At 59.5% G+C, this 21,450-nt stretch carries 16 protein-coding genes, 3 tRNA genes and 1 pseudogene; 16 read left to right on the top strand and 4 right to left on the bottom strand.

What is annotated here, in order from left to right; all coding sequences use genetic code 11:
* Positions 1-9 precede the first annotated feature (9 nt).
* The 16 genes from BZK31_RS10985 to BZK31_RS10910 all read left to right on the top strand — a co-directional run bounded on the left by BZK31_RS10985 (position 10) and on the right by BZK31_RS10910 (position 15,290).
* Positions 10-570 (top strand): DUF1285 domain-containing protein, encoded by a 561-nt coding sequence (locus BZK31_RS10985; protein WP_083182679.1) that lies wholly within the window; start codon positions 10-12, stop codon positions 568-570.
* Between the two features lie 84 nt (positions 571-654).
* Positions 655-1,668 (top strand): aspartate-semialdehyde dehydrogenase, encoded by a 1,014-nt coding sequence (locus tag BZK31_RS10980; protein WP_083182678.1) that lies wholly within the window; start codon positions 655-657, stop codon positions 1,666-1,668.
* 108 nt (positions 1,669-1,776) lie between these two features.
* Positions 1,777-4,590 (top strand): FimV/HubP family polar landmark protein, encoded by a 2,814-nt coding sequence (locus BZK31_RS10975; RefSeq protein WP_083182677.1) that lies wholly within the window; start codon positions 1,777-1,779, stop codon positions 4,588-4,590.
* Positions 4,591-4,744: 154 nt separating this feature from the next.
* Positions 4,745-5,569: a tRNA pseudouridine(38-40) synthase TruA gene (truA, locus tag BZK31_RS10970; RefSeq protein WP_083182676.1), complete on the top strand. Its 825-nt coding sequence runs from the start codon at positions 4,745-4,747 to the stop codon at positions 5,567-5,569.
* Between the two features lie 60 nt (positions 5,570-5,629).
* On the top strand, positions 5,630-6,250 hold the full coding sequence (locus tag BZK31_RS10965) for a phosphoribosylanthranilate isomerase (RefSeq protein ID WP_083182675.1): 621 nt from the start codon (positions 5,630-5,632) through the stop codon (positions 6,248-6,250).
* A 253-nt stretch (positions 6,251-6,503) separates the two neighbouring features.
* A complete protein-coding gene (accD, locus tag BZK31_RS10960) occupies positions 6,504-7,424 on the top strand; it encodes an acetyl-CoA carboxylase, carboxyltransferase subunit beta (protein WP_083182674.1) in 921 nt (306 codons plus the stop codon).
* Positions 7,421-8,725 (top strand): bifunctional tetrahydrofolate synthase/dihydrofolate synthase, encoded by a 1,305-nt coding sequence (folC, locus tag BZK31_RS10955; RefSeq protein ID WP_083182673.1) that lies wholly within the window; start codon positions 7,421-7,423, stop codon positions 8,723-8,725. Before accD ends, folC begins: the two co-directional genes overlap by 4 nt.
* Positions 8,709-9,407: an SPOR domain-containing protein gene (locus BZK31_RS10950; protein WP_083182672.1), complete on the top strand. Its 699-nt coding sequence runs from the start codon at positions 8,709-8,711 to the stop codon at positions 9,405-9,407. Before folC ends, BZK31_RS10950 begins: the two co-directional genes overlap by 17 nt.
* Before the next feature lie 139 nt (positions 9,408-9,546).
* Positions 9,547-10,134: a CvpA family protein gene (locus BZK31_RS10945; protein ID WP_083182671.1), complete on the top strand. Its 588-nt coding sequence runs from the start codon at positions 9,547-9,549 to the stop codon at positions 10,132-10,134.
* A gap of 12 nt (positions 10,135-10,146) precedes the next feature.
* Positions 10,147-11,655 carry an amidophosphoribosyltransferase gene (gene purF / locus BZK31_RS10940; RefSeq protein ID WP_083182670.1) on the top strand — a complete coding sequence of 503 codons (1,509 nt, stop codon included), beginning with the start codon at positions 10,147-10,149 and terminating at the stop codon, positions 11,653-11,655.
* Between the two features lie 19 nt (positions 11,656-11,674).
* A complete protein-coding gene (locus BZK31_RS10935) occupies positions 11,675-12,886 on the top strand; it encodes an O-succinylhomoserine sulfhydrylase (protein WP_083182669.1) in 1,212 nt (403 codons plus the stop codon).
* Positions 12,887-12,918: 32 nt separating this feature from the next.
* Complete coding sequence (locus BZK31_RS10930; protein WP_087881657.1) at positions 12,919-13,701, top strand: SDR family oxidoreductase; 783 nt, start codon at positions 12,919-12,921, stop codon at positions 13,699-13,701.
* 141 nt (positions 13,702-13,842) lie between these two features.
* Positions 13,843-13,918 (top strand) — tRNA-Val (locus tag BZK31_RS10925).
* Between the two features lie 65 nt (positions 13,919-13,983).
* A tRNA-Asp gene (locus tag BZK31_RS10920) sits at positions 13,984-14,060 on the top strand.
* 115 nt (positions 14,061-14,175) lie between these two features.
* A tRNA-Asp gene (locus tag BZK31_RS10915) sits at positions 14,176-14,252 on the top strand.
* A 219-nt stretch (positions 14,253-14,471) separates the two neighbouring features.
* Positions 14,472-15,290, top strand: coding sequence for a DUF2242 domain-containing protein (locus BZK31_RS10910; RefSeq protein ID WP_083182667.1), 819 nt, complete (start codon positions 14,472-14,474; stop codon positions 15,288-15,290).
* Positions 15,291-15,394: 104 nt separating this feature from the next.
* On the opposite strand, the gene BZK31_RS10905 is transcribed toward BZK31_RS10910, so the two are convergent.
* The 4 genes and pseudogenes from BZK31_RS10905 to BZK31_RS10890 all read right to left on the bottom strand — a co-directional run.
* Positions 15,395-16,297: a hypothetical protein gene (locus BZK31_RS10905; RefSeq protein WP_083182714.1), complete on the bottom strand. Its 903-nt coding sequence runs from the start codon at positions 16,295-16,297 to the stop codon at positions 15,395-15,397.
* A gap of 152 nt (positions 16,298-16,449) precedes the next feature.
* Complete coding sequence (locus BZK31_RS10900; RefSeq protein WP_083182666.1) at positions 16,450-20,229, bottom strand: hypothetical protein; 3,780 nt, start codon at positions 20,227-20,229, stop codon at positions 16,450-16,452.
* On the bottom strand, positions 20,226-21,023 hold the full coding sequence (locus tag BZK31_RS10895; protein WP_083182665.1) for a DUF4123 domain-containing protein: 798 nt from the start codon (positions 21,021-21,023) through the stop codon (positions 20,226-20,228). The genes BZK31_RS10900 and BZK31_RS10895 overlap by 4 nt, the downstream gene beginning before the upstream one ends.
* Positions 21,020-21,450, bottom strand: a pseudogene (locus BZK31_RS10890) (type VI secretion system tip protein VgrG); the annotation flags it as partial. The pseudogene BZK31_RS10890 and the gene BZK31_RS10895, both read right to left, overlap by 4 nt.

Raw genomic sequence — 21,450 nt, 5'->3', positions numbered from 1 at the left:
GAGTAAGGCATGACCGATTCAGGCAAGGCTAACGATTTGTTCGCGCAGATCCCCAAGAGCAAAGGGTTGCCGCCTGTACATCTGTGGAATCCGGAATTCTGTGGCGATATCGATATGCGTATCGCCCGCGACGGTGTCTGGTATTACCAGGGCACTCCTATCGGACGCAAGCCGATGGTGCGCCTGTTTTCCACCATCCTGAGTCGCGATGGCGACGATTACTTTCTCATCACGCCGGTCGAAAAGGTCGGTATCAAGGTCGATGACGCGCCTTTCGTGGCGGTCACGTTGCAGGTGAGCGGCGAGGGCGAGGATCAGGTTCTGCGTTTCGTGACCAATGTCGAGGACGAGACCGAAGCCGGTCCCGAGCATCTTCTGCGGGTGGTCACCGATCCACAGACCCAGGAGCCCGCCCCTTATATTCACGTGCGGACCAATCTTGAGGCGCTGATTCACCGCAACGTGTTTTATCAGTTGGTGGAGCTGGCGGTCACTTGCCAGATCGACGGGCAGCGCTGGCTGGGTGTATGGAGCCATGGTGTGTTCTTCCCGATCGGCCTGGAGCCCTGATCGGCCCGGTATAGGGCAGGCTCAATTGCCTGTCGGCAGTTCGGCGGTTAAAGTGCCGCTCCCTGATTTTCCTGAGGTTTTTGCATGAGCCAGTCCATTGCTATCGCCGTTGTAGGCGCGACCGGTACTGTCGGCGAAACCATCGTCCAGATTCTGGAAGAACGCGATTTCCCGGTGGGTGATCTGCACCTGCTGGCCAGCCTCGAGTCGGCAGGGCATTCCGTGCCTTTTCGAGGCAAGAACGTGCGCGTGCGTGAAGTCGAGACGTTCGATTTCAGCAAGGTCAGGCTGGCGTTCTTTGCCGCAGGGCCTGCAGTCAGCCGTAGCCATGCCGAAAAAGCAGCGGCTGCCGGGTGCAGCGTCATCGACCTGTCCGGCGAACTGTCGGTTGAACGGGCACCCAATGTCGTTCCTGAAATCAACGCGCAGTTGCTTACAGCGCAGGGTGCCTCGCCACACCTGATCTCCAGCCCGAGCGCTTCAGCCACGGCCGTTGCGTTGGTGCTGGCGCCCTTGCGCTCGCTGCTGGACCTGCGCCAAGTGGCGGTAACGGCGTGCCTTGCGGTCTCGGCACAAGGCCGCGAGGGTGTGAGCGAGCTGGCGCGTCAGACCACCGAGCTGCTCAACGTTCGTCCGCTGGAGACCCGTTTCTTTGATCGGCAGATGGCGTTCAACGTGCTGGCCCAGGTCGGCAAGCCCGATGAGTCGGGACACCTGCCGCTGGAAAGACGCCTTGTCCAGGAGTTGCGTGAATTATTGAGCCTGCCTTCACTCAAAGTCGCCGCCAGCTGTATTCAGGTGCCGGTTTTCTTCGGTGACAGTTTCACCGTGTCCCTCCAGGCTTCGGCCCCGATCAATCTTGATGCCGTGAATGCAGCTCTTGAGGCGGCGCAAGGCATCGAGCTGGTGGATGCCGGTGATTATCCGACCCCCGTCGGCGATGCCGTTGGTCAGGATGTGGTGTACGTAGGACGCGTGCGGGCCGGAATCGATGATCCGGAACAACTCAATCTGTGGTTTACGTCCGACAATGTTCGCAAAGGTGCGGCGCTCAATGCTGTGCAGGTTGGCGAATTGTTGATAAAAGACTATGTGTAAAAGATACTTGGCAACACTTTGAATAATTGTTCTAGCGGCGATACGCCTTACACCCAACGCAGGACTACCTCTCCGGATACCGGAGAATCTTTAAACAAGGGATGGGCTATGGTTCAGGTTCGTAAACTGGTATTAGCGATCGCTGCGGCTTCGGCGCTGTCATCAGGGATGGCGCAGGCGTTGGGGCTCGGGGAATTGTCTGTCAAGTCGATCCTGAACCAGCCACTGGTAGCCGAGATCGAGTTGACCGATGCGCAGGGCGTCAATGCCGCGCAGGTTGTGCCCAGTCTTGCAACAACCGCTGATTTCGCTCAGGCGGGCATTACACGCCAGGCGTTTCTCAATGATTTGAGTTTTACGCCGGTCATCAATGCCAACGGCAAGAGTGTCCTGCGTATCACCTCCAGCAAGCCGGTACGCGAGCCTTATGTAAAGTTCCTGGTTCAGGTGCTGTGGCCGAACGGACGTCTGTTGCGTGAATACAGCCTGCTGCTGGATCCGCCGAAGTTCTCGCCGGAGGCCGCCGCCGCCGCTGCCGCCGCTCCTGCTCCGGCAGCCCCTGCGGCTCCCGCTCCCAGCGCTGGCGCACCGGCTCAGTTGCCGACCGTCGCTCCGTCGGCCGAGGTAGCGCCGGCCGCCGAGCCTGCCCAGCCACCCGCCACTCCGGGCGCGGCCTTGCCGCCGCCTGCTGCGGACAAACAAGCCCAGTACGTCACCGCCAATAACGACACCTTGTGGGAAATTGCCGCAAAGGTTCGCACTGCGGGCACCGTACAGCAGACCATGCTTGCCATTCAGGCGCTCAACCCTGACGCGTTCATGGGCGGCAACATCAATCGGTTGAAGAAAGGTCAGGTCCTGCGCCTGCCTACGCCTCAGCAGACCACGGCCTTGCCGCAGCCTCAGGCAGTCGCGGAGGTTTCGCGGCAGTACAGCGCGTGGCGTGAAGGTCGTCGCTTGCCCGCCGGGCCGCGTCAGGTCGACGCCACGCGTCGTGATCGTGCCGGTGCCGCGCCTTCCAAAGTCGATACTTCCGACAACCTGAGCCTGGTTTCGGCCAGTGGCAAGCCTGCCGCCAAAGGCGCGGCCGGTGACAGCGATCTGAGCAACAAGCTCGCCGTGGCACAAGAGGCGCTGGACACCTCGCGTCGTGATAACGCCGAGCTGAAAAGTCGCATGAATGACCTGCAAAGCCAACTCGACAAGTTGCAGCGTCTGATCGAACTCAAGAATGACCAGTTGGCCAAGATGCAGGCTGCCGGTGCGAGTGTGCCGCCGGCCAACCCTGCGGCCGCCACGCCAAATCCGGCCACTGCGGCGGTTCCGGCTTCGCTGGTCGATGCCAATGGCACGCCTGTGAAGCCTGCTGGTGAAATTGCACCTGAAGACGCGTTGCCGGCAGGCGCTGCCGAAGTGGCTACGCCTGCTGCCGACCAACCGCTGGCGGTGGAGCCGGTTGCGGCTGCGGAAGAAGAGGATTCGCTGCAGAAAATAATCAACAACCCGATTCTGCTGGGCTTGATTGGTGGTGCGGTGCTGTTGCTTCTGGCCTTGATCCTGCTGTTCCTGGCCCGTCGCCGCGCAGCGAAGGCCGAGGCCGAGAAGCATCGGCGCATGGCGCGGGCGCTGGCTGAAGAGTCTCAGTTCGTGTCCGACATGGACATGAACGCTCCGCCTGCCAGCTTCGATGGCCTTGACGTGCCGCCACCCAACGTCCGGATGGGCGCGGCACCTGCGGCAGCGGCCGCCGCACGTGAGCGACCGGCCGATCCGCTGGTGCAGGCTGAAATCCATATTGCTTACGGGCGCATGAATCAGGCTGTCGAGCTGCTTGAAGAGTCGATCAAGGAATCGCCTGAACGCGACGATATCCGTCTCAAGTTGATGGAAATCTATGCCGAACAAGGCAATAACAAGGCTTACGCTGCGCACGAGCGCAAACTGGTGGCCTCGGGAAAGCGTGAAGCTGAGGGCGAGCAGCTAAAAGATTCACACTCGACCCAAACGTCTGTGGCACCGGTTGCTGCGCCTGCGGCTATTGAGCCGGCCTCCGTGGCGGCACCTGTCGCAGCAGCGGCCGCGGCTGCCAGTGCCGCTGCCCTGGCGGCTGAGCTGGACGCCAAATATGTCGAAGAATTGTTGGCTGACGATGCTGCAGAGCCAGAGCCAGAGCTGACAGCTGCGCCTGAACCCGAGCCAGCGGTTATCGAGCCGCAGCCTGAGGCAGAGGCGTTCGATCACGATTTCGATCTGAGTCTGGACGAGTTCGACGAGCCTTCCGCTGCGCCATTGCCAACCGTGACCGATCCTGACGATCTGTTGCTGGACGAACCGCTCGTTGCGACAACGCCTGACGATGACGAGCTCAGCTTCGAATCCATCATGCAGGAGCAGGAAGCGGCCCGTGCGGCGGCAACGTCTGATGACCTCGCCGATTTTGATCTGGACCTTTCTGAAGAAGACCCGGCGCTCAAGAACGAGGATGACTTCCTGCTGGGGCTTGGCGATACGCCTGCGGAGCCTGCTGTCAGCGCTGCGCCGCCGGTCAGCGATGATCTGGAGCTTCCGGAAGATTTCGACCTGTCGCTGGCGGACGAGATTGAGTCGGATCAGGCCAGTCAGGCCTTCGCCTCGGAGATCGATGATGTCAACGCCGAGCTGGACCGTCTGTCGCAGAACCTTGAGCATCCGCCGCTCGACGAGCCAAGGTTTACCGCCGAAGACGCCATGGCGCTGGATGACGAGCCGGATTTCGACTTCATGGCCGGTACCGATGAGGCGGCGACCAAGCTGGATCTGGCGCGTGCCTACATCGACATGGGTGACGCCGATGGCGCTCGGGATATTCTCGACGAGGTCGTCAATGAAGGGGATGACGGTCAAAAGAGTGAGGCCCGGGACATGCTTTCGCGCCTTGCCTGATTGGATTCTTGTCTGAACCCGGACGGCCGCTTTTGCGGCCGTCTGCTTTTGGCACGTTATGTGGCGTCTTTTTCCGGTGGCCGTATAATGGCCGACTTTTCGCAAACCCACAGGCTGTAACACCTTGGCGAACATAGATAACCCGGCCGCCGAGATGGCGCCCGAGGGCTTTTCCCGAATCGCGCTGGGCGTGGAATACAAAGGGTCGCGCTACAGCGGCTGGCAACGCCAGGCATCCGGTGTGCTGACTGTGCAGGAAACGCTTGAGAATGCGCTGTCCCGAGTGGCCGATTCGCCAGTCTCTCTGATGTGTGCCGGGCGTACCGACGCTGGCGTTCACGCGTGCGGACAGGTGGTGCATTTCGATACCCGTGCCGAGCGCTCCATGAAAGCCTGGGTCATGGGGGCCAACATCAATCTGCCTCACGACATCAGTGTGACCTGGGCCCGGGTCATGCCCGCCGATTTCCACGCACGCTTCAAGGCTATCGCCCGCCGTTATCGGTACGTGATCTACAACGATCAGATTCGTCCGGCACACCTGGGTCAGGAAATTACCTGGAATCATCGTCCGCTGGACGTGACACGAATGGCCGAGGCCGCGCAGCATCTGGTCGGAACCCACGACTTCAGCGCGTTTCGCGCCGGACAGTGTCAGGCCAAGTCACCGATCAAGCAGCTGCATCACCTGCGCGTGACGCAGCACGGCAAGATGATTGTCATCGATGTGCGCGCCAATGCCTTTCTGCACCACATGGTGCGCAACATTGCCGGTGTGCTGATGACCATTGGCGCGGGCGAGCGTCCGGTCGAATGGGCGCGTGACGTGCTGCAGAGCAAGGTGCGCCGCACGGGGGGCGTGACAGCGCATCCGTACGGGCTTTATCTGGTGCAGGTCGAGTATCGGGAGCAGTTTCCGTTGCCCGATCGCTACATCGGCCCGCACTTTCTCACGGGCTTCGCCGAACTTGACGGCTGACGCCCCGGCAAGCTTTTGCTAACATCCGGGACTTTCCGAAAGGTCTGAGGTTTTCACTACATGTCAGCCGTTCGCAGCAAGATCTGCGGGATTACCCGCATAGAAGACGCTCTGGCCGCTGTCGAGGCAGGTGCCGACGCCATTGGCCTGGTGTTTTACGCCAAGAGTCCGCGTGCCGTGACGGTGCAGCAGGCGCGCGCCATCATCGCTGCGCTGCCGCCTTTCATCACTACGGTCGGGTTGTTCGTCAACGCAAGCCAATGTGAACTCAACGAAACGCTGGATGCCGTTGCGCTGGATCTGCTGCAGTTTCACGGCGACGAAACGCCGGAGGAATGCGACGGCTATCATCGCCCGTACATCAAGGCGTTGCGTGTGAAGGCGGGTGACGATATAGAGCGGGCGTGCCAGGCCTATCGCAACGCACGTGGCATTTTGCTCGATACCTACGTCGAGGGCGTTCCGGGAGGGACGGGTGAGACCTTCGACTGGGCGCTTATTCCGAACGAGTTGAGCAAGCCGGTCATTCTCGCGGGCGGGCTGACGTCTGCCAACGTGGCGCAAGCGATTGGCCAGGTCCGGCCGTATGCAGTGGACGTCAGCGGCGGCGTCGAAAAAAGCAAGGGCATCAAGGATCGTGAAAAGATTCTCGCTTTCATGAGTGCGGTCCATGGTGCCTGATGTGACGGCTGCGCTTCGGCCGCCGTCCATAAGCCTGTTCCCGGCACAAGTCTTGCGGGTCGAATTGAGAGAAGGGCGGTGCCAGCGCGTATCGTCCTCGTTGCAAAAAAAACCGTGGTAGAGGGTGTGCAGGTCAGGCCGGCGGTCGACCGTTCCCCTTTCTCATCGCCAAATAAACGAATTTAGCTAAGGGCATGCGTCTGGCGTGTAAGCGCCATGCGTTCGAGCCACACCGGTACTGGAGAGATAAAGCATGAGCAACTGGTTGGTAGACAAACTGATCCCATCGATCATGCGTTCCGAGGTCAAGAAGAGCTCGGTCCCTGAAGGACTCTGGCACAAGTGCCCGTCCTGCGAAGCAGTGCTCTACCGGCCCGAGCTGGAAAAGACCCTGGACGTCTGCCCCAAGTGCAATCACCACATGCGCATCGGTGCGCGTGCGCGTCTGGATATTTTCCTGGATGCCGAAGGCCGTGCCGAACTGGGCGCCGATCTGGAACCGGTTGACCGTCTGAAGTTTCGTGACGGCAAGAAGTACAAGGACCGCCTGACCGCTGCGCAGAAGCAGACCGGTGAGAAGGATGCCCTGATCTCCATGAGCGGCACATTGCTGGGCATGCCGGTGGTCGCGTCGGCGTTCGAATTCTCCTTCATGGGCGGTTCGATGGGTGCCATTGTTGGCGAGCGCTTCGTGCGCGCTGCCGATTACGCACTGGAAAACCGTTGCCCGATGGTCTGCTTCGCAGCTTCCGGCGGTGCGCGCATGCAGGAAGCGCTGATTTCCCTGATGCAGATGGCCAAGACATCCGCCGTGCTGGCGCGTCTTCGTGAAGAGGGCCTGCCGTTCATCTCGGTGCTGACCGACCCGGTTTATGGCGGTGTGTCCGCCAGTCTGGCGATGCTGGGCGACGTCATCGTTGCAGAGCCCAAGGCGCTGATCGGTTTCGCCGGTCCACGCGTGATCGAACAGACCGTTCGTGAAAAACTGCCCGAAGGCTTCCAGCGCAGCGAATTCCTGCTGGATCACGGCGCAATCGACATGATCATCGCCCGCAGCGAGCTGCGTCCGCGCCTGGGTAATCTGCTGGCACAGATGATGAATCTGCCGACGCCCAAGTTCGTGGCGCCGGTTCTGGAACCTGTTGTCGTGCCGCCGGCTCCGGCCACGGTATGACCCCTTCCAGCCTGGGCGACTGGCTCGCCTATCTGGAGCAGTTGCATCCGTCCGCAATCGAAATGGGACTGGATCGCTCTCGCCAGGTAGCGCGGCAGATGGGACTTACGCGTCCCGCGCGCCGGGTGATCACTGTAACGGGCACCAATGGCAAAGGGTCGACCTGCGCCTTTGTCGCCGCCTTGTTGCAGGCTCAGGGTTTGAAGGTGGGTGTCTACAGTTCTCCGCACCTGTTGCGTTACAACGAGCGGGTGAAGGTGCAGGGCGTCGAAGCGACTGATCTTCAGTTATGCGACGCCTTCGCCGCCGTCGAATCCGCGCGTGGCGACGTCACGCTGACCTACTTCGAAATGGGCACGCTCGCGGCGTTCTGGCTGTTCGAGCGTGCGCAGCTCGACGCTGTCGTGCTGGAAGTCGGTCTGGGTGGCCGTCTGGACGCCGTGAATCTGGTCGACGCAGATATCTCGCTGGTTACCAGCATCGGCATCGATCATGCCGACTGGCTGGGTGACACGCGTGAGTCGGTCGCTTTCGAAAAGGCCGGTATCTTCCGTGTTGGTTGTCCTGCGCTGTGCGGCGATCTCGATCCGCCAGCGCCTTTGCTGGCCAAGGCGCGTGAACTGGGGTGCCCGTTGCTGCTGCGCGGTCGCGATTTCGACCTCTCGGTGGAGGGACAGGTGTGGAACTGGCGCGGTATCGCGCACGGTGAGGTGGTGGAGTTGCGCGGTCTGCCGCTGCTGGGTCTGCCGATGCAGAACGCCGCACTGGCGCTCCAGGCCTTTGCGCTGCTGGGCTATCCGTTACAGTCCGAGGTTATCAGCGAAGCCCTGGCGTTGACGCGCCTGACCGGGCGGCTGGATCGCCGCACCGTGCATTGGCAGGGCAGGGCGCTCAACCTGTTGCTGGACGTTGGCCATAACCCGCATGCGGCGCAGTTTCTTGCATGGCGTATGACGCAACGGCCAGTCGTCGGCAAGCGTCTTGCGGTATTCGGTCTGCTGTCGGACAAAGATCTTGAAGGCGTGGTCTCTGAGCTTGCTTCCAGCATTCAGGACTGGGCCGTTGCGCCGCTGCCTACTTCGCGCAGTCGTCCAGCCGCCGAATTGCAGTCGGCGCTGGAGAACCTTGGGGCGCGTGTGAAGTCCTACCAGAGTATTGCGCTGGCACTGGAGGCTCAGTGCGCGCATGCCACACCCGATGACGAAATTCTGCTGTTCGGATCTTTTTACTGTGTAGCCGAGGCCTTGGAATGGCTGGCCCGGCATACCGATGAGGACGCTGCAAATGGCTTTGCTGGATAACGTATTCAAGCAGCGAATGGTAGGCGCGCTGGTGCTGATCGCCGTGGCGGTGATCTTCCTTCCGATGTTGTTCACCCGTCAGGACGAGAGTCATCCGGTTCAGGTCGATGCGCCTGCCGCACCGCAGGCACCAACAACGCCACAGGTCAAGGTCGACCCGGTGCCTGTTCCTGAACCTCAGGCGCTGCCGCAGGAGCCGGTGCCGGGTGATGACGAGATCGCTTCGAACAGTTCGAGCAATCAACCGCCCGCGATGCCGATAGCCCCCGCACCCACCGTGCAGGCACCCTCGACCGCTACTCCACCGGCCACTGCGGCACCTGCGCCCAAACCTGCCGCCAAACCGGCACCTGCGCCTGCGCCGACCACACCGGCTGCGCCAGCGACGCCTGCCGCGCCAGCGGTTGCCAAGGCCGCACCCAGTGGTGTCGATGCCAACGGGCTGTCGGTCAGCTGGTCGGTGCAGCTTGCCAGCATGTCCAATCGTGCCAATGCCGACAACCTGCAGAAAACGTTACGTGCGCAAGGGTATAACGCCTACATCCGCACGGCCGACGGCGTGAATCGGGTGTTCGTGGGGCCACTCATCGAGCGCGCTGAAGCCGATCGCCTGCGCGATCAACTGGACAAGCAGCAAAAGCTGAAAGGAATCGTGGTGCGTTTTCAGCCTGAAAAAGGCTGATCCTCCCCGGCCGGGCTGGAGACGGCCGCTCTGCCGGCGCACTGTTTCAACGGAAAATACCGTCTGCCGATAATCGCTGCTTACCGGCAGGCGGGCGCTCTGCTAAAATGCGCCGCCTTATCCGTCTGCAGGCTGCAACGTGCCATTTACTCCGGTTGACTGGGCAATTCTGGGAATTGTCGCCATCTCCGCCCTGATCAGTCTGAAACGCGGCTTCGTCAAGGAAGCGCTGTCGTTGACGACCTGGATCATTGCAGGTGTCGTGGCCTGGATGTTCGGCGCGGGGCTGTCGCAGTATCTGGTCAACTACATAGAAACACCCTCGGCCCGCGTGATCGCGAGCTGCACCATCCTGTTCGTCGCCACCCTGCTGGTCGGCGCCATGGTCAACTTTCTGATAGGCGAACTGATTCGCGTCACCGGGCTTTCCGGGACCGATCGTTTTCTGGGTATGGTCTTCGGCGCAGCGCGCGGAGGTCTGCTTGTCGTTGTAGCGGTCGGGCTGCTGAGTCTCGGGCCGGTGCAACAGGATCAATGGTGGCAGCAGTCAAGGCTGGTGCCGCAATTTCTCATGGTCGCTGACTGGTCGAAAAACCTGATTCTCGGGATGTCCAGCAAGTGGCTCGCCAGCGGTATCAGCGTTCCTGCTGAGATGCCGTTCAAGGAGCAGATCCTGCCGTCTACACTACCGCAGGATGTGCTCGGTAAATCCAGTTCCACTAAGTAGGGGTTGTGTCGCATGTGTGGCATCGTCGGTATCGTCGGTAAGTCGAACGTCAATCAGGCGCTGTATGACGCGCTCACCGTCCTCCAGCATCGCGGCCAGGATGCTGCCGGTATTGTGACCAGCCACGATGGCCGGTTATTCCTGCGCAAGGACAACGGACTGGTGCGCGATGTGTTTCATCAGCGCCATATGCAGCGTCTGGTCGGACACATGGGCATCGGTCATGTGCGCTACCCGACCGCGGGCAGCTCGACATCGGCCGAGGCTCAGCCGTTCTACGTCAACTCGCCTTACGGCATCACGTTGGCGCATAACGGTAACCTCACCAACGTCGAGCAACTGGCCAAGGAGATCTACGAGTCCGACCTGCGCCATGTCAACACCAATTCCGATTCGGAAGTGCTGCTCAACGTGTTCGCCCATGAGTTGGCTGTGCGCGGCAAGTTGCAGCCGACCGAAGAAGACATCTTCGCGGCCGTGACCGACGTTCATAATCGTTGCCGTGGTGGCTACGCCGTCGTTGCAATGATCACCGGCTATGGCATCGTCGGTTTCCGCGACCCGGACGCCATCCGTCCTATCGTCTTCGGCCAGCGTCATACCGACGAAGGCGTGGAGTACATGATCGCCTCGGAAAGCGTTTCACTCGATGTGCTGGGCTTCACGCTGATCCGCGACCTGGCGCCGGGCGAAGCGGTCTACATCACCGAAGACGGCAAGCTGCACACTCGCCAGTGCGCAGCCAGTCCGAAGTACGCACCGTGCATTTTCGAGCACGTCTATCTGGCGCGTCCGGATTCGATCATCGACGGTATCTCGGTCTACAAGGCGCGCCTGCGCATGGGCGAGAAGCTGGCCGACAAGATCCTGCGCGAGCGTCCGGATCACGACATCGATGTGGTAATTCCGATTCCGGACACCAGCCGCACCGCTGCGCTGGAACTGGCCAATCATTTGGGCGTCAAGTTCCGCGAAGGCTTCGTCAAGAACCGTTACATCGGTCGCACGTTCATCATGCCCGGCCAGGCGGCCCGCAAGAAGTCGGTGCGCCAGAAACTCAATGCCATCGAGCTCGAGTTTCGCGGCAAGAACGTCATGCTGGTGGACGATTCCATCGTGCGCGGCACTACCTGCAAGCAGATCATTCAGATGGCGCGTGAAGCCGGTGCCAAGAACGTCTATTTCTGTTCGGCCGCCCCGGCGGTGCGTTACCCCAACGTCTACGGCATCGACATGCCGAGTGCTCACGAGCTGATCGCTCATAACCGCTCCACCCAGGACGTGGCCGATCTCATCGGTGCCGACTGGCTGGTCTATCAGGACTTGACTGACCTGATCGAGGCGGTCAGCGGGAGCAAGAAGATCAAGATCGACAACTTCGACTGCTCGGTCTTCGACGGCAAGTACGTGACCGGTGATATCGACGAGCATTACCTGAACAAGATCGAGCAGGCGCGCAATGACGCCTCCAAGGTCAAGACCCAGGCTGTGAGTGCGATCATCGATCTGTACAACAATTAACTGGATCAGGAGTAGCGGCATGACTCAGGAATGGGACGCAGGTCGACTCGACAGCGACCTCGAAGGCGTGGGGTTCGACACCCTCGCCGTACGTGCCGGGCAACACCGCACGCCGGAAGGCGAGCATGGCGATCCGATGTTCTTCACCTCCAGCTACGTGTTCCGCACGGCCGCCGATGCGGCCGCGCGGTTCGCGGGTGAAGTCCCGGGCAACGTCTACTCGCGCTACACCAACCCGACCGTTCGTTCCTTCGAGGAACGCATGGCGGCGCTGGAAGGCGCTGAGCAGGCGGTCGCCACGGCCACGGGCATGGCAGCGACTCTCGCCGTGGTCATGAGCCTGTGCAGTGCCGGTGATCATGTGCTGGTGTCGCGCAGTGTGTTTGGCTCGACCATCAGTCTGTTCGACAAGTACTTCAAGCGGTTCGGTATCGAAGTGGACTATGTGCCGCTGGCGGATCTGAGCAATTGGGATGCGGCGATCAAAGCCAATACCAAAATGCTGTTTGTCGAGTCACCTTCCAATCCGCTGGCCGAGCTGGTGGACATCGCCGCGCTGGCGCAAATCGCCCACGCCAAAGGTGCGTTGCTGATCGTCGACAACTGTTTCTGTACGCCTGCCCTGCAGCAGCCGCTGGCGCTGGGCGCAGATATTGTCGTGCATTCGGCGACCAAGTTCATCGATGGTCAGGGTCGTTGCATGGGCGGTGTGGTTGCCGGACGCAGCGAGCAGATGAAAGAGGTCGTGGGCTTTCTGCGCACGGCCGGGCCGACGCTCAGTCCGTTCAACGCATGGATTTTCCTCAAAGGTCTCGAGACGCTGAACCTGCGCATGCGTGCCCACTGCGGCAATGCTCAGGCACTGGCCGAATGGCTGGAGCAGCAGGACGGGATCGAGAAGGTTCACTACGCAGGGCTCAAGAGCCACCCGCAACACGAACTGGCCAAACGTCAGCAGAAGGGCTTCGGTGCGGTCGTGAGTTTTGAGGTCAAGGGTGGCAAGGATGGCGCGTGGCGCTTCATCGATGCAACGCGGTTGATTTCCATCACCGCCAACCTGGGCGATACCAAAACTACCATCACTCACCCGAGCACCACGTCACATGGGCGTCTGGCGCCACAGGAGCGTGAAGCGGCGGGGATTCGTGACAGCCTGATCCGGGTCGCGGTGGGGCTGGAAGATGTCGCAGATCTGCAGGCCGATCTGGCGCTCGGTCTGGCGGCATTGTGACGGGTGAAGTGAGTCGCGACGCGAGTGCAGGCATGAGCGACGACTGGACCATGAAATTCGCCAGTACCCACAACGGCCGTGTTGCGCTGGTGACCGGTGCCGCACGCGGCATCGGGCTGGGCATCGCCGCCTGGCTCATTACTGAAGGGTGGCAAGTGGTGCTGACCGATCTGGATCGCGCCCGCGGTCCGAAGGTGTCGGCTGCACTGGGCGAAAATGCCCTGTTCATTGCCATGGATGTTGCCAGCGAGGAGCAGGTCGCTGCCGGTGTTGCCGAGGTGCTCAGGCGCTTTGGCCGACTGGATGCGCTGGTGTGCAACGCGGCGGTCGCCGATCCGCACAACACCACCCTGGAGAGCCTTGAGCTGTCTCACTGGAACCGCGTGCTGGGCGTCAATCTTGGCGGACCGATGCTGTTGGCCAAGCACTGCGCGCCTTACCTACGTGCGCATTGCGGCAGCATCGTCAACCTGACCTCGACTCGCGCCAGGCAATCCGAGCCCGATACCGAGGCGTATGCCGCCAGCAAGGGAGGGCTAATGGCCTTGACCCATGCGCTTGCGATCAGCCTTGGGCCGGAGATTCGGGTCAATGCGGTCAGCCCTGGCTGGATTGATGCCAGGGATCCTTCCCTGCGGCGTGCCGAGCCGTTGTCGGAGGCTGACCATGCGCAGCATCCGGCAGGACGTGTGGGGACGGTGGAGGATGTCGCGGCGATGGTTGCCTGGCTGCTTTCCCGAAACGCCGGTTTTGTCACCGGCCAGGAATTCGTCGTCGATGGCGGCATGACTCGCAAGATGGTGTACGCGGAGTAAATCTGTGTCTGGCGTCGCCGGTCGTCGGGTTTGGCCGTGTAGGAGGTCGGGCACGATTGAAGCAGTTTTGAAAAAAACTTCAATCAGGCTATTGACTTAGGTTCGTTAGGTGCGTAAATTTCGCGGCCTCAACGAAGCAAAGGGTGATTAGCTCAGCTGGGAGAGCAGCTGCCTTACAAGCAGCGGGTCGGCGGTTCGATCCCGTCATCACCCACCATCGTTGAGTTTGAAAGCTGATGCACGAGGGCTTTCAAAGTTGAATCGGACGTCAGTCCACACTGCGCAGCGGTAGTTCAGTCGGTTAGAATACCGGCCTGTCACGCCGGGGGTCGCGGGTTCGAGTCCCGTCCGCTGCGCCATTATTTGTACAGATTCGGTTCGCCGGGTCTGAGATTGAAAGGCTCAAGTCGTTCAGTCCGATGTACAGGAAACAGACTGCCAAAGGTTTGTTTCAAACAGGTTTACAAGCGATACGCAGCGGTAGTTCAGTCGGTTAGAATACCGGCCTGTCACGCCGGGGGTCGCGGGTTCGAGTCCCGTCCGCTGCGCCATACAAAGCTTCGAGGCCCTTGAACTCCTCGAAGCAACAAAAAAGCGACCTCTGGGTCGCTTTTTTTTTGTCAGCATTTTGCCAACGCAACGGAAGTGACGTGCCTTGTATCGAATCCTTTCGAACGCCACGTTGATCCTGCGGCGGCCTTGTTGCAGACTTACTGCCATTTTCCAGTCTGCAGTCTTGCTGGCAGTTACTCCCTTCCTCAGGATTTCCGATGTTCAAGTTACTCAACGTTCGTATCGCGTGCGGTCTGTCAATGCTGCTCCTGGCTGCCGGCTGTTCATCGCCCAAACAGGCGGTCTATGACCACGAGCATTTCGACGATGCAGGGACTTACTCCCGCAGCTACCCGGCAACCGATCTTTCGTCCTGTGAAGCCGGACGACGTGCCTTGCTGAGCCAGGGCTACATCATCACCAGTAGCGACCCGAAAATGATCAGCGGGCGCAAGAGCTTCCAGCAGACCGGCGAAACGCATATCGAGATCAGCTTCAACCTGGTCTGTGCGGCTGATGTCAACGCGGGCAGCTCCACGATGTTCGCCAACGCCCTGCAGGATCGTTACGCGCTGAAGAAAACCAACAACTCGGCGAGCCTTGGTGTCGGGGTGCTGGGTTCGGTGTCGATGCCGATTGGTTCTACCGACGACTCCATGGTCAAAGTCGCCAGCGAAACCGTGGCGTCTGCCAAGTTCTATGAGCGCTTTTTCGGTCTGGTGGAAAACTTCCTGCCGCCAGAGGTGAAGCAAGCCGCGCACATTGTCGAGAAGCCCAAGGCCGATCTGGGCGTTCCCGACGCTGCGCCTGCTGCGGTGGCGCCCAAAGCCTCAGAGCCTGCGCCACTGGCACCCAAGCCTGAGGAGACCGCACCCAGGGCCGAACCTGCTGCTGAGCCTGTCACTCCCGCTGCGAGCGAGCCTTTGCCTGCTCCCGAAGAGCCCGCCTCGTTCAAAGCCGAAACCGTAACACCGCCCGAGCCCCAACCAGTCGAAATGACCGCGCCTGCGCCGGTCGAAACTCCAGCGGCGCAGTAACAGCCCATCCTGAGCGCTGCTGACGCTGCAGTTGCGGAACAGCAGCGCCTCCTCCCTCCCTGCAAAAGAGGTTGCGGAATTTCTGGAGGCACCTCCTTTGTCTGTCAGTCGTTATAGCTGACATACCGTTCCATCAGGTTTGGCCGTGTGAAGGTGTCAATGGAGTAGGCACGCTGCCACATTGCATCGACTCGCTGTTTGAATGTGTCGTCGTCCATATCGATCCAGTAGCGTGGGTTGCGGCCGTTTTCCCTGTCGTATTGAGCCGTGACCGGGTCCAGATGCCGGTGCGCTTCGAAGTAGGGAATGTCAGGCAGGGGGCGACTGGTGTCCATGAAGTTCTGAAAGAAGTCCCACAGCGCACAGGGACGCTGCCGGATATCGTCAGGGGCAAGCAGCGAGTGAAAGTTGATTAGCCGCTCTTCGTAGCGGTGGCGCAGCAACAGCCCGTAATTGGAGCCGTACCGATCCCGAGTGGTGATCATGTAGGCATCGAACTCGTAGAACGGCGCGACGAACTCGTCGATCACGCCTTCCTTGCGGTGGCGTTTGTAGTCGAAGATCGTGACCAGACCGGTTCGACGGTTGAGTTCCCAAAGTGGACCTTTTGGAGGCCGGAACCAGATGCGTGGGCAGTGGCTGATGACAATATGGCCGAGCAGCCAGCATAGAAGAGGGATTCCTACAAAAATGGGATAAACCTCTTGCAGTACAGTAACGGTTACGTCCTGCCAAGAATCTCTTGATGTGGATATGTCGAGTAGGTGCGTAAATATAATTATAGGCGTCAGTAGTATGCATCCAGCTTTTCCCAATTGCAGTAGGTATATCCATATCTGTGATGTGAATGGTAATTGTGCGAATCTAAACCGCTCATGGTTGTATTTGCTATGAAGCTCGACATGTTCGTAGGGCGGGCTCACGTATGTTCCATTAGCCTTTTTTTCGATTTTTTCCTTTTCTGCCTGCTCCCAGAACTTCATATTTCGTGGGTTGCACTCCTCCATCAGTCCAGTAGGGGCAACCTGTTGAGTGGAGCCCCACGGTAGGCGCACTGAAGCTGATATGAGCGATTTTTCTCTCAGGCATGGTTTTTGAAAGGTTATTTTGTCGGGCCTGTAGGCTTGATCACTGTAGTAAGCCAGGCTTTTTAATTCAGTCACTTTGGGAAAGCTCCGTGTGCGATTTCGTCAGCCCAGAATGGTTGATTAGTCTTTTCGAAGTCAGGCTTGGCCCATTGCTGTTCATAACGCGTTGTCTCTTTAATGGGAGGTGCGGGTAAGTACCGATTTTCTCCTTCTATGGTTAAGATGAACTGCGCTCGTACTGCCCAAGTGAAATTGTGCGTGGTACTGGACCATGCGGTAGCATTGATGTTTTCTGGAGTGGAGAAGAAAAGCTCTAGCCTCCCTGGTGAGAGAAGTTGCCCTTTTGGCCGCTCTGATTGTTCGCTAAGTTCATGTGTCTCCCGGTGCATGCCCTGATTGTCGAAACGACCCCGCGTACTGCGCAATCTGCACTCGGCATTGATAGTCAGACTATCAAGACGCCCGATAAGGCCAGGTAACCGGCTTTCAATGCGAACAATGGTATTCGCACTACGTATCGCTTGTGGTATTTCGGCTCGAAAGTCGAGTTTTGCTTGTTGTTCATATACTGGGTTTTTTTCTGTGGTAATACTGATACCCGCGAGCAGGCTGATGAGTCGGTAAAATGCTTCCAATGGCTCTTGCAAGTGTTCATTTTTTGGGTGTGCTTCGCCGAATGGACCATTTTTTAACCAGGTTTCCATCGGGGTTAATGTTTGCATTAAGACTTGAGTGATGCCTGCCCCTGGTAACAGCAATGCGACCCAGCCCAATGGATGCAGGCCGAGTACCGGTGCTACTCCGCCAAAAATCGAACTCAATAACGCTGCCGAGCCTCCTGCGGCCATCATTAGATATCCGTACATGGCTGGATCGTTCCACTGCCAAGCGTAATAGGCGTCGTAGAGATTTATGCCAGTCAGCAGCGCCGCTGAAAGAATTTGCGCGCCAATTCTTAGTGATATTTTTTTGGTTAGTACGGAGCCAAGAATCAGTCCAATCCACCTCCTCGCATTTGCTTCAGAAATTTGCAGCAGGATTTTTCTAGTGAACGCCACCTTTGATTGAGCGCTCCTTAATTTAATCGCTAACGCCTCCGCAGCTATCGTCAAATCGAGTACCGCAGCAGCAATCCCGCCGTGAGCTCTGCCACTGTTTTTTTCACGAGTTGTCTGTTTAAGTGCGTTGACCTCCGAGTTAACATTCCAAACTTCCAACATCACCACCGCCACACAAAACCGCGTCGATCTCAAAAACCGGTAAACAGGCCCATTCTTGGTCGCATCAAGGTTTTCAATCGCCTGGCTCAGTCCGCTTCTCGCTCGCACGTAAGCCTGTTCTGCTTCTCGAACTGAATGGCCCGCTTCCTGGGCTGCTTTGAGTTTTCGGTTGACGTCGCTGATCAGTTGCGCGGTTTTGTGATTACGGGGGATCACCAATACCAGGTGTTCGCCTGAGGTCAGTGGTCCGCGCAGGGTGATGGGCGGGTCGATGTCGCGGAACGGGTTGCCGTCAGGGTCCAGGTATTCGCCGTATCGTGCGTTGGGCATGGTACTGCGGCTAGGCAGGTCTTCCAGGCCGAACACATAGTGCTGTGGCGTGACCTGATTGCGCTTGAGCAGGAATGCGGCTCCGAAGTGCTTGGGCATCATGCTGCGCAGTTGCTGGACGCCTCTGCCTTGGCGGTTGACGTCGATTCGACGAGCGTTGGGAGCAGGCTGGTCTCGAATTTCGGCCAGTTGATCGAAGGCCGACCGATTTTTGATGTCGGCGCTGGCGACCTCGGCTTTGCCGGAGGTGAGCGCCTGCTCGGCCTTGCCGACGGCATTCTCGGCGGCATCGACTGCGCCCTGCAGGTTTTCGAAGATGCCGACCAGTGCGGCAGTCGTGGCTTTGCCGGTGTTGATGAGAAAGAAATTCTGCAGACTGTCGCCCGCCAGCAGGTTGGCCAGCAGCGCAGCGTCCAGCGTGCTTTGAGTGACGGGGTTGGGTGCCGGAGCGTTTTCGAAACGCGCCAGTTCGGTCGCCCGAAAGCGGCCGTCACCGAGGTTTTCGTCGCGATCCGGTGGCGGTTCGTAAGGTTTGCAGACGGTCTCCAGGTCGCTTTCAGGCCAGAGCATAAGGTGCAGTGGGTGTTTACTGTCATTGGTTATCTGGGACAGCAGTGTCTGGCCCTGACTGGTTGCCGGTTCCCAGAGCCCGACTCCCGTGAGTGCATCCACGATTGTGCCACCAGGGGCGAGCGGATCGACATTCGACGGAGTGAGGGCAAGGGTGGTCATTGTCCGGCTCAGGTCATGCAGCGCGGCCACATACTTGAAGCCATCCAGGCTCAGGTGATCGGCGAGGGTCTGGAGTGTCACGCCGCGTTTGAGGTTTTCGACCATCAAGTTCTGAGTGCCAATCATCTCGCGCCCTACCAGCATACGCTGTACGGTGGCTGTGCATCGGTTGATGGCCTGTCGACCTGTGTCGGCGAGCGATGTGATGACTGCACTCAGCGGGTTTTTCGAGCCACCTATCGTTGGCGGGACGATCAACTGATGCACCAGCAACGCACTGGCGTGATGAGGCTGCTGGATGGCGTAGCGAGCGCAGATTTCCAATAGCTGCTGATGAGTGTCGATGCGCTGGCGCAGATGACGCAGCCGGTGACTTGAGTCATCCAGCAGTACACCGCATATCTGACGCTGACGCGCCCTGTTCAGTACGTCACTGACGCTGGGTTGGGCTTGCCAACATGTCGAGGTGTCGTCGGGCTCATCATCATCGCCAGGCAGGCTGGCCTGCATGGCGTCGGCAAGCGCCGACAACTCCAGAGAACACGTATCGTTGATCGTTCTGCCTTGGCCGGCTTCGGCGAGGAAAGCGTTTGCCTGTTCGAGAGCCTTGACCGGGAATTGTCCGGACAGATCACACAAATAAAGCGCAGGGTGATCCAGCAGGCGTTCGAAACCGGGCTGCCGTGCGCGTTGTGGCGCTGCGAGGCTGACCGGGAAAATCGACTGCTCAAGGCCCAGGCGTGCAGCCATGATCGGCGCCAGCATGCGCTGAGCGACCTGATCATGCGCATCGAAGTCTGCAAACGCCTTGAGCATGGTATGGCCGTCGGGCTGGCCCTTGTACAAACGGTGAGCGCGCTCTTTCGAGTATCCGAGGTCTGGACGGGTGCAGCGCTTGGCCCTCGATGCCGCATCCTGCTCCAGACGTTCCAGTCGAGGCGCACTGAGTTGTATCTCGGAAAAGCACAGCTGAATGTCCAGCACACGCTGGTTGTTCCAGGCTGCGGGTAGCCAGATGTCGTCGAGCGCCGCGCCGATGGCCCGCCGTTCGCCCGGTTTGAAGCCGTCTCGCTGACGAAACCGGGCCACATCGACATCGTGATAGGTCGTCGCGGATTCAGCGATCCGTACTTCCAGTTCTCGCCAGAGCGTTTGTCGATAGAACACATATATGTAACCCGCACGGGCCAGCACCGGCGTGCCAAGGTCATACGCGCTTTTGGAGCCTGGCAATGCGACAAAGGGCAAGACTGGCACGACCTGATTGAACTGTGCGTCAGCCTGTCTCGGCGTGACACTTGTGCCATTGAGCAAAGGGAGACGAATCGGCGTGCCCTCGGTCGTTGCGACTTCGAGTTCGAGCTGCGCACCGGTAACGTGGTCCCAGACTTCCAGTACACAGCTGCCTTGCTCGCTTTCTAGTGTCTGCGGAAGCGACGGGTAGGTACGTGCGTCGTCAGCGCTGGTCAATACCAGTTTTTGGCTGGCTTCATGATCTTTGCCAATGATCTGAACGATCAGTTTGCCGGCTTCGCAGGAGGGTCCGGCACTCAGACTACCAATGCTCATCGGGTGAACTCCGTGCTGTGGCGAGGTTGCTGCAGCACATGTTGCAAGGCATTCAGGCGTTCTTCGCCCGTGTCGCCATGCTGACGCGGCGGCGATTGATGGTCAGGGTGACGTGCGCGTATCGAGAGGTAGCGGTTCATGAGTGCCGGGTCTGTCTCGAAACCGTGAGCCATGCCCTCGTCCAGATAAGCAAGTGCATGGGGGAAGGGTGTATCGGTGTGTTTTTTCCACCATCCGTATACGAAGCGTTCGCGTTCCTGGAGACGCAAGGCGTCTTCGTGGGCGACGTTCAGGATCGGCGTGAAGGCGTGCGCTGGTCGCGCCCGGTTGCAGGCGTGTGGGTTAGCGATCTGGAACCAGCGAAGCGTGCCGTGGGCGTGGTCCGCCCAGGTCCCGCCATACCACGACAGGTTCGCAATCGGGCCCAGCCATAGCGGGCTTTCGTCGATGCCTGAAGAGGTGAAAAAGTAGCTGGCTGTTATCGGGTCCCAATAGCGCAGAACCCCCCGACGTCGGGCGTCGAATATGATGATCAGGATGTGCCTGAGATGGTCAAACACGCAGTCGGCCGACCAGGAGCTTTGCATGATCAATCCCGGCCAGATCTCGGGGTTCGCATGGATCGCGTCCAGCAGTGCGCTGTTGTCATCAATAGTCAACCACAATGGACTTTTGTCCCGGCAGGGCGCCAGTTCGGTCCTGTCGAACAACACGTTGTGTTTGGGGGCAGGCAAAAGCTGGTAAAGCTTTTCCAGTAACCGCTCGGTGCGCTCAAGCAGCACGCAGACCGTCATGAACGGTCACCTTGCTGCAAGGCCTTTCGGCAGCCGCAGTCGCTCAGAGGGCAGTCCATCGGCGTGCCGCCTTCCGGTTTCTGACACAGCTCTATGATCGGTGCCGGTTCAGTCAGACGCTGCTTCAGCAATTCGCCCGCCTTGTCTGTCAAAACCTGTTTGACCAGCCCCGGCAGATTGGGCAGAGCGCCTGTGCCGCAGTCTGGTTTGCCCCCGGAATTGAGTTTCACCTGCGGGCCGTTAAGGGTGACCCCGCCCGCATCAATCTTGATGAAGCTGCCGCCAGCCTTGACGGTAATCTCCATGCCGGCCTCGACGACCAGGCTGTCGCCCGCCTTGAAGTGAATTTCCTGCCCTGCATCGGTCAGCAGCGCCTCGCCGACTTTGACATGCCGGCTTCCGCTCACGGTCAGGTGATCGTCTGCAC

Origin of the sequence: Pseudomonas floridensis (assembly GCF_002087235.1) — a bacterium.
GTDB lineage: Bacteria > Pseudomonadota > Gammaproteobacteria > Pseudomonadales > Pseudomonadaceae > Aquipseudomonas > Aquipseudomonas floridensis.
The sequence above is the reverse complement of the archived record's forward strand: the minus strand, read 5'-3'. Positions and strand labels throughout refer to the sequence as shown.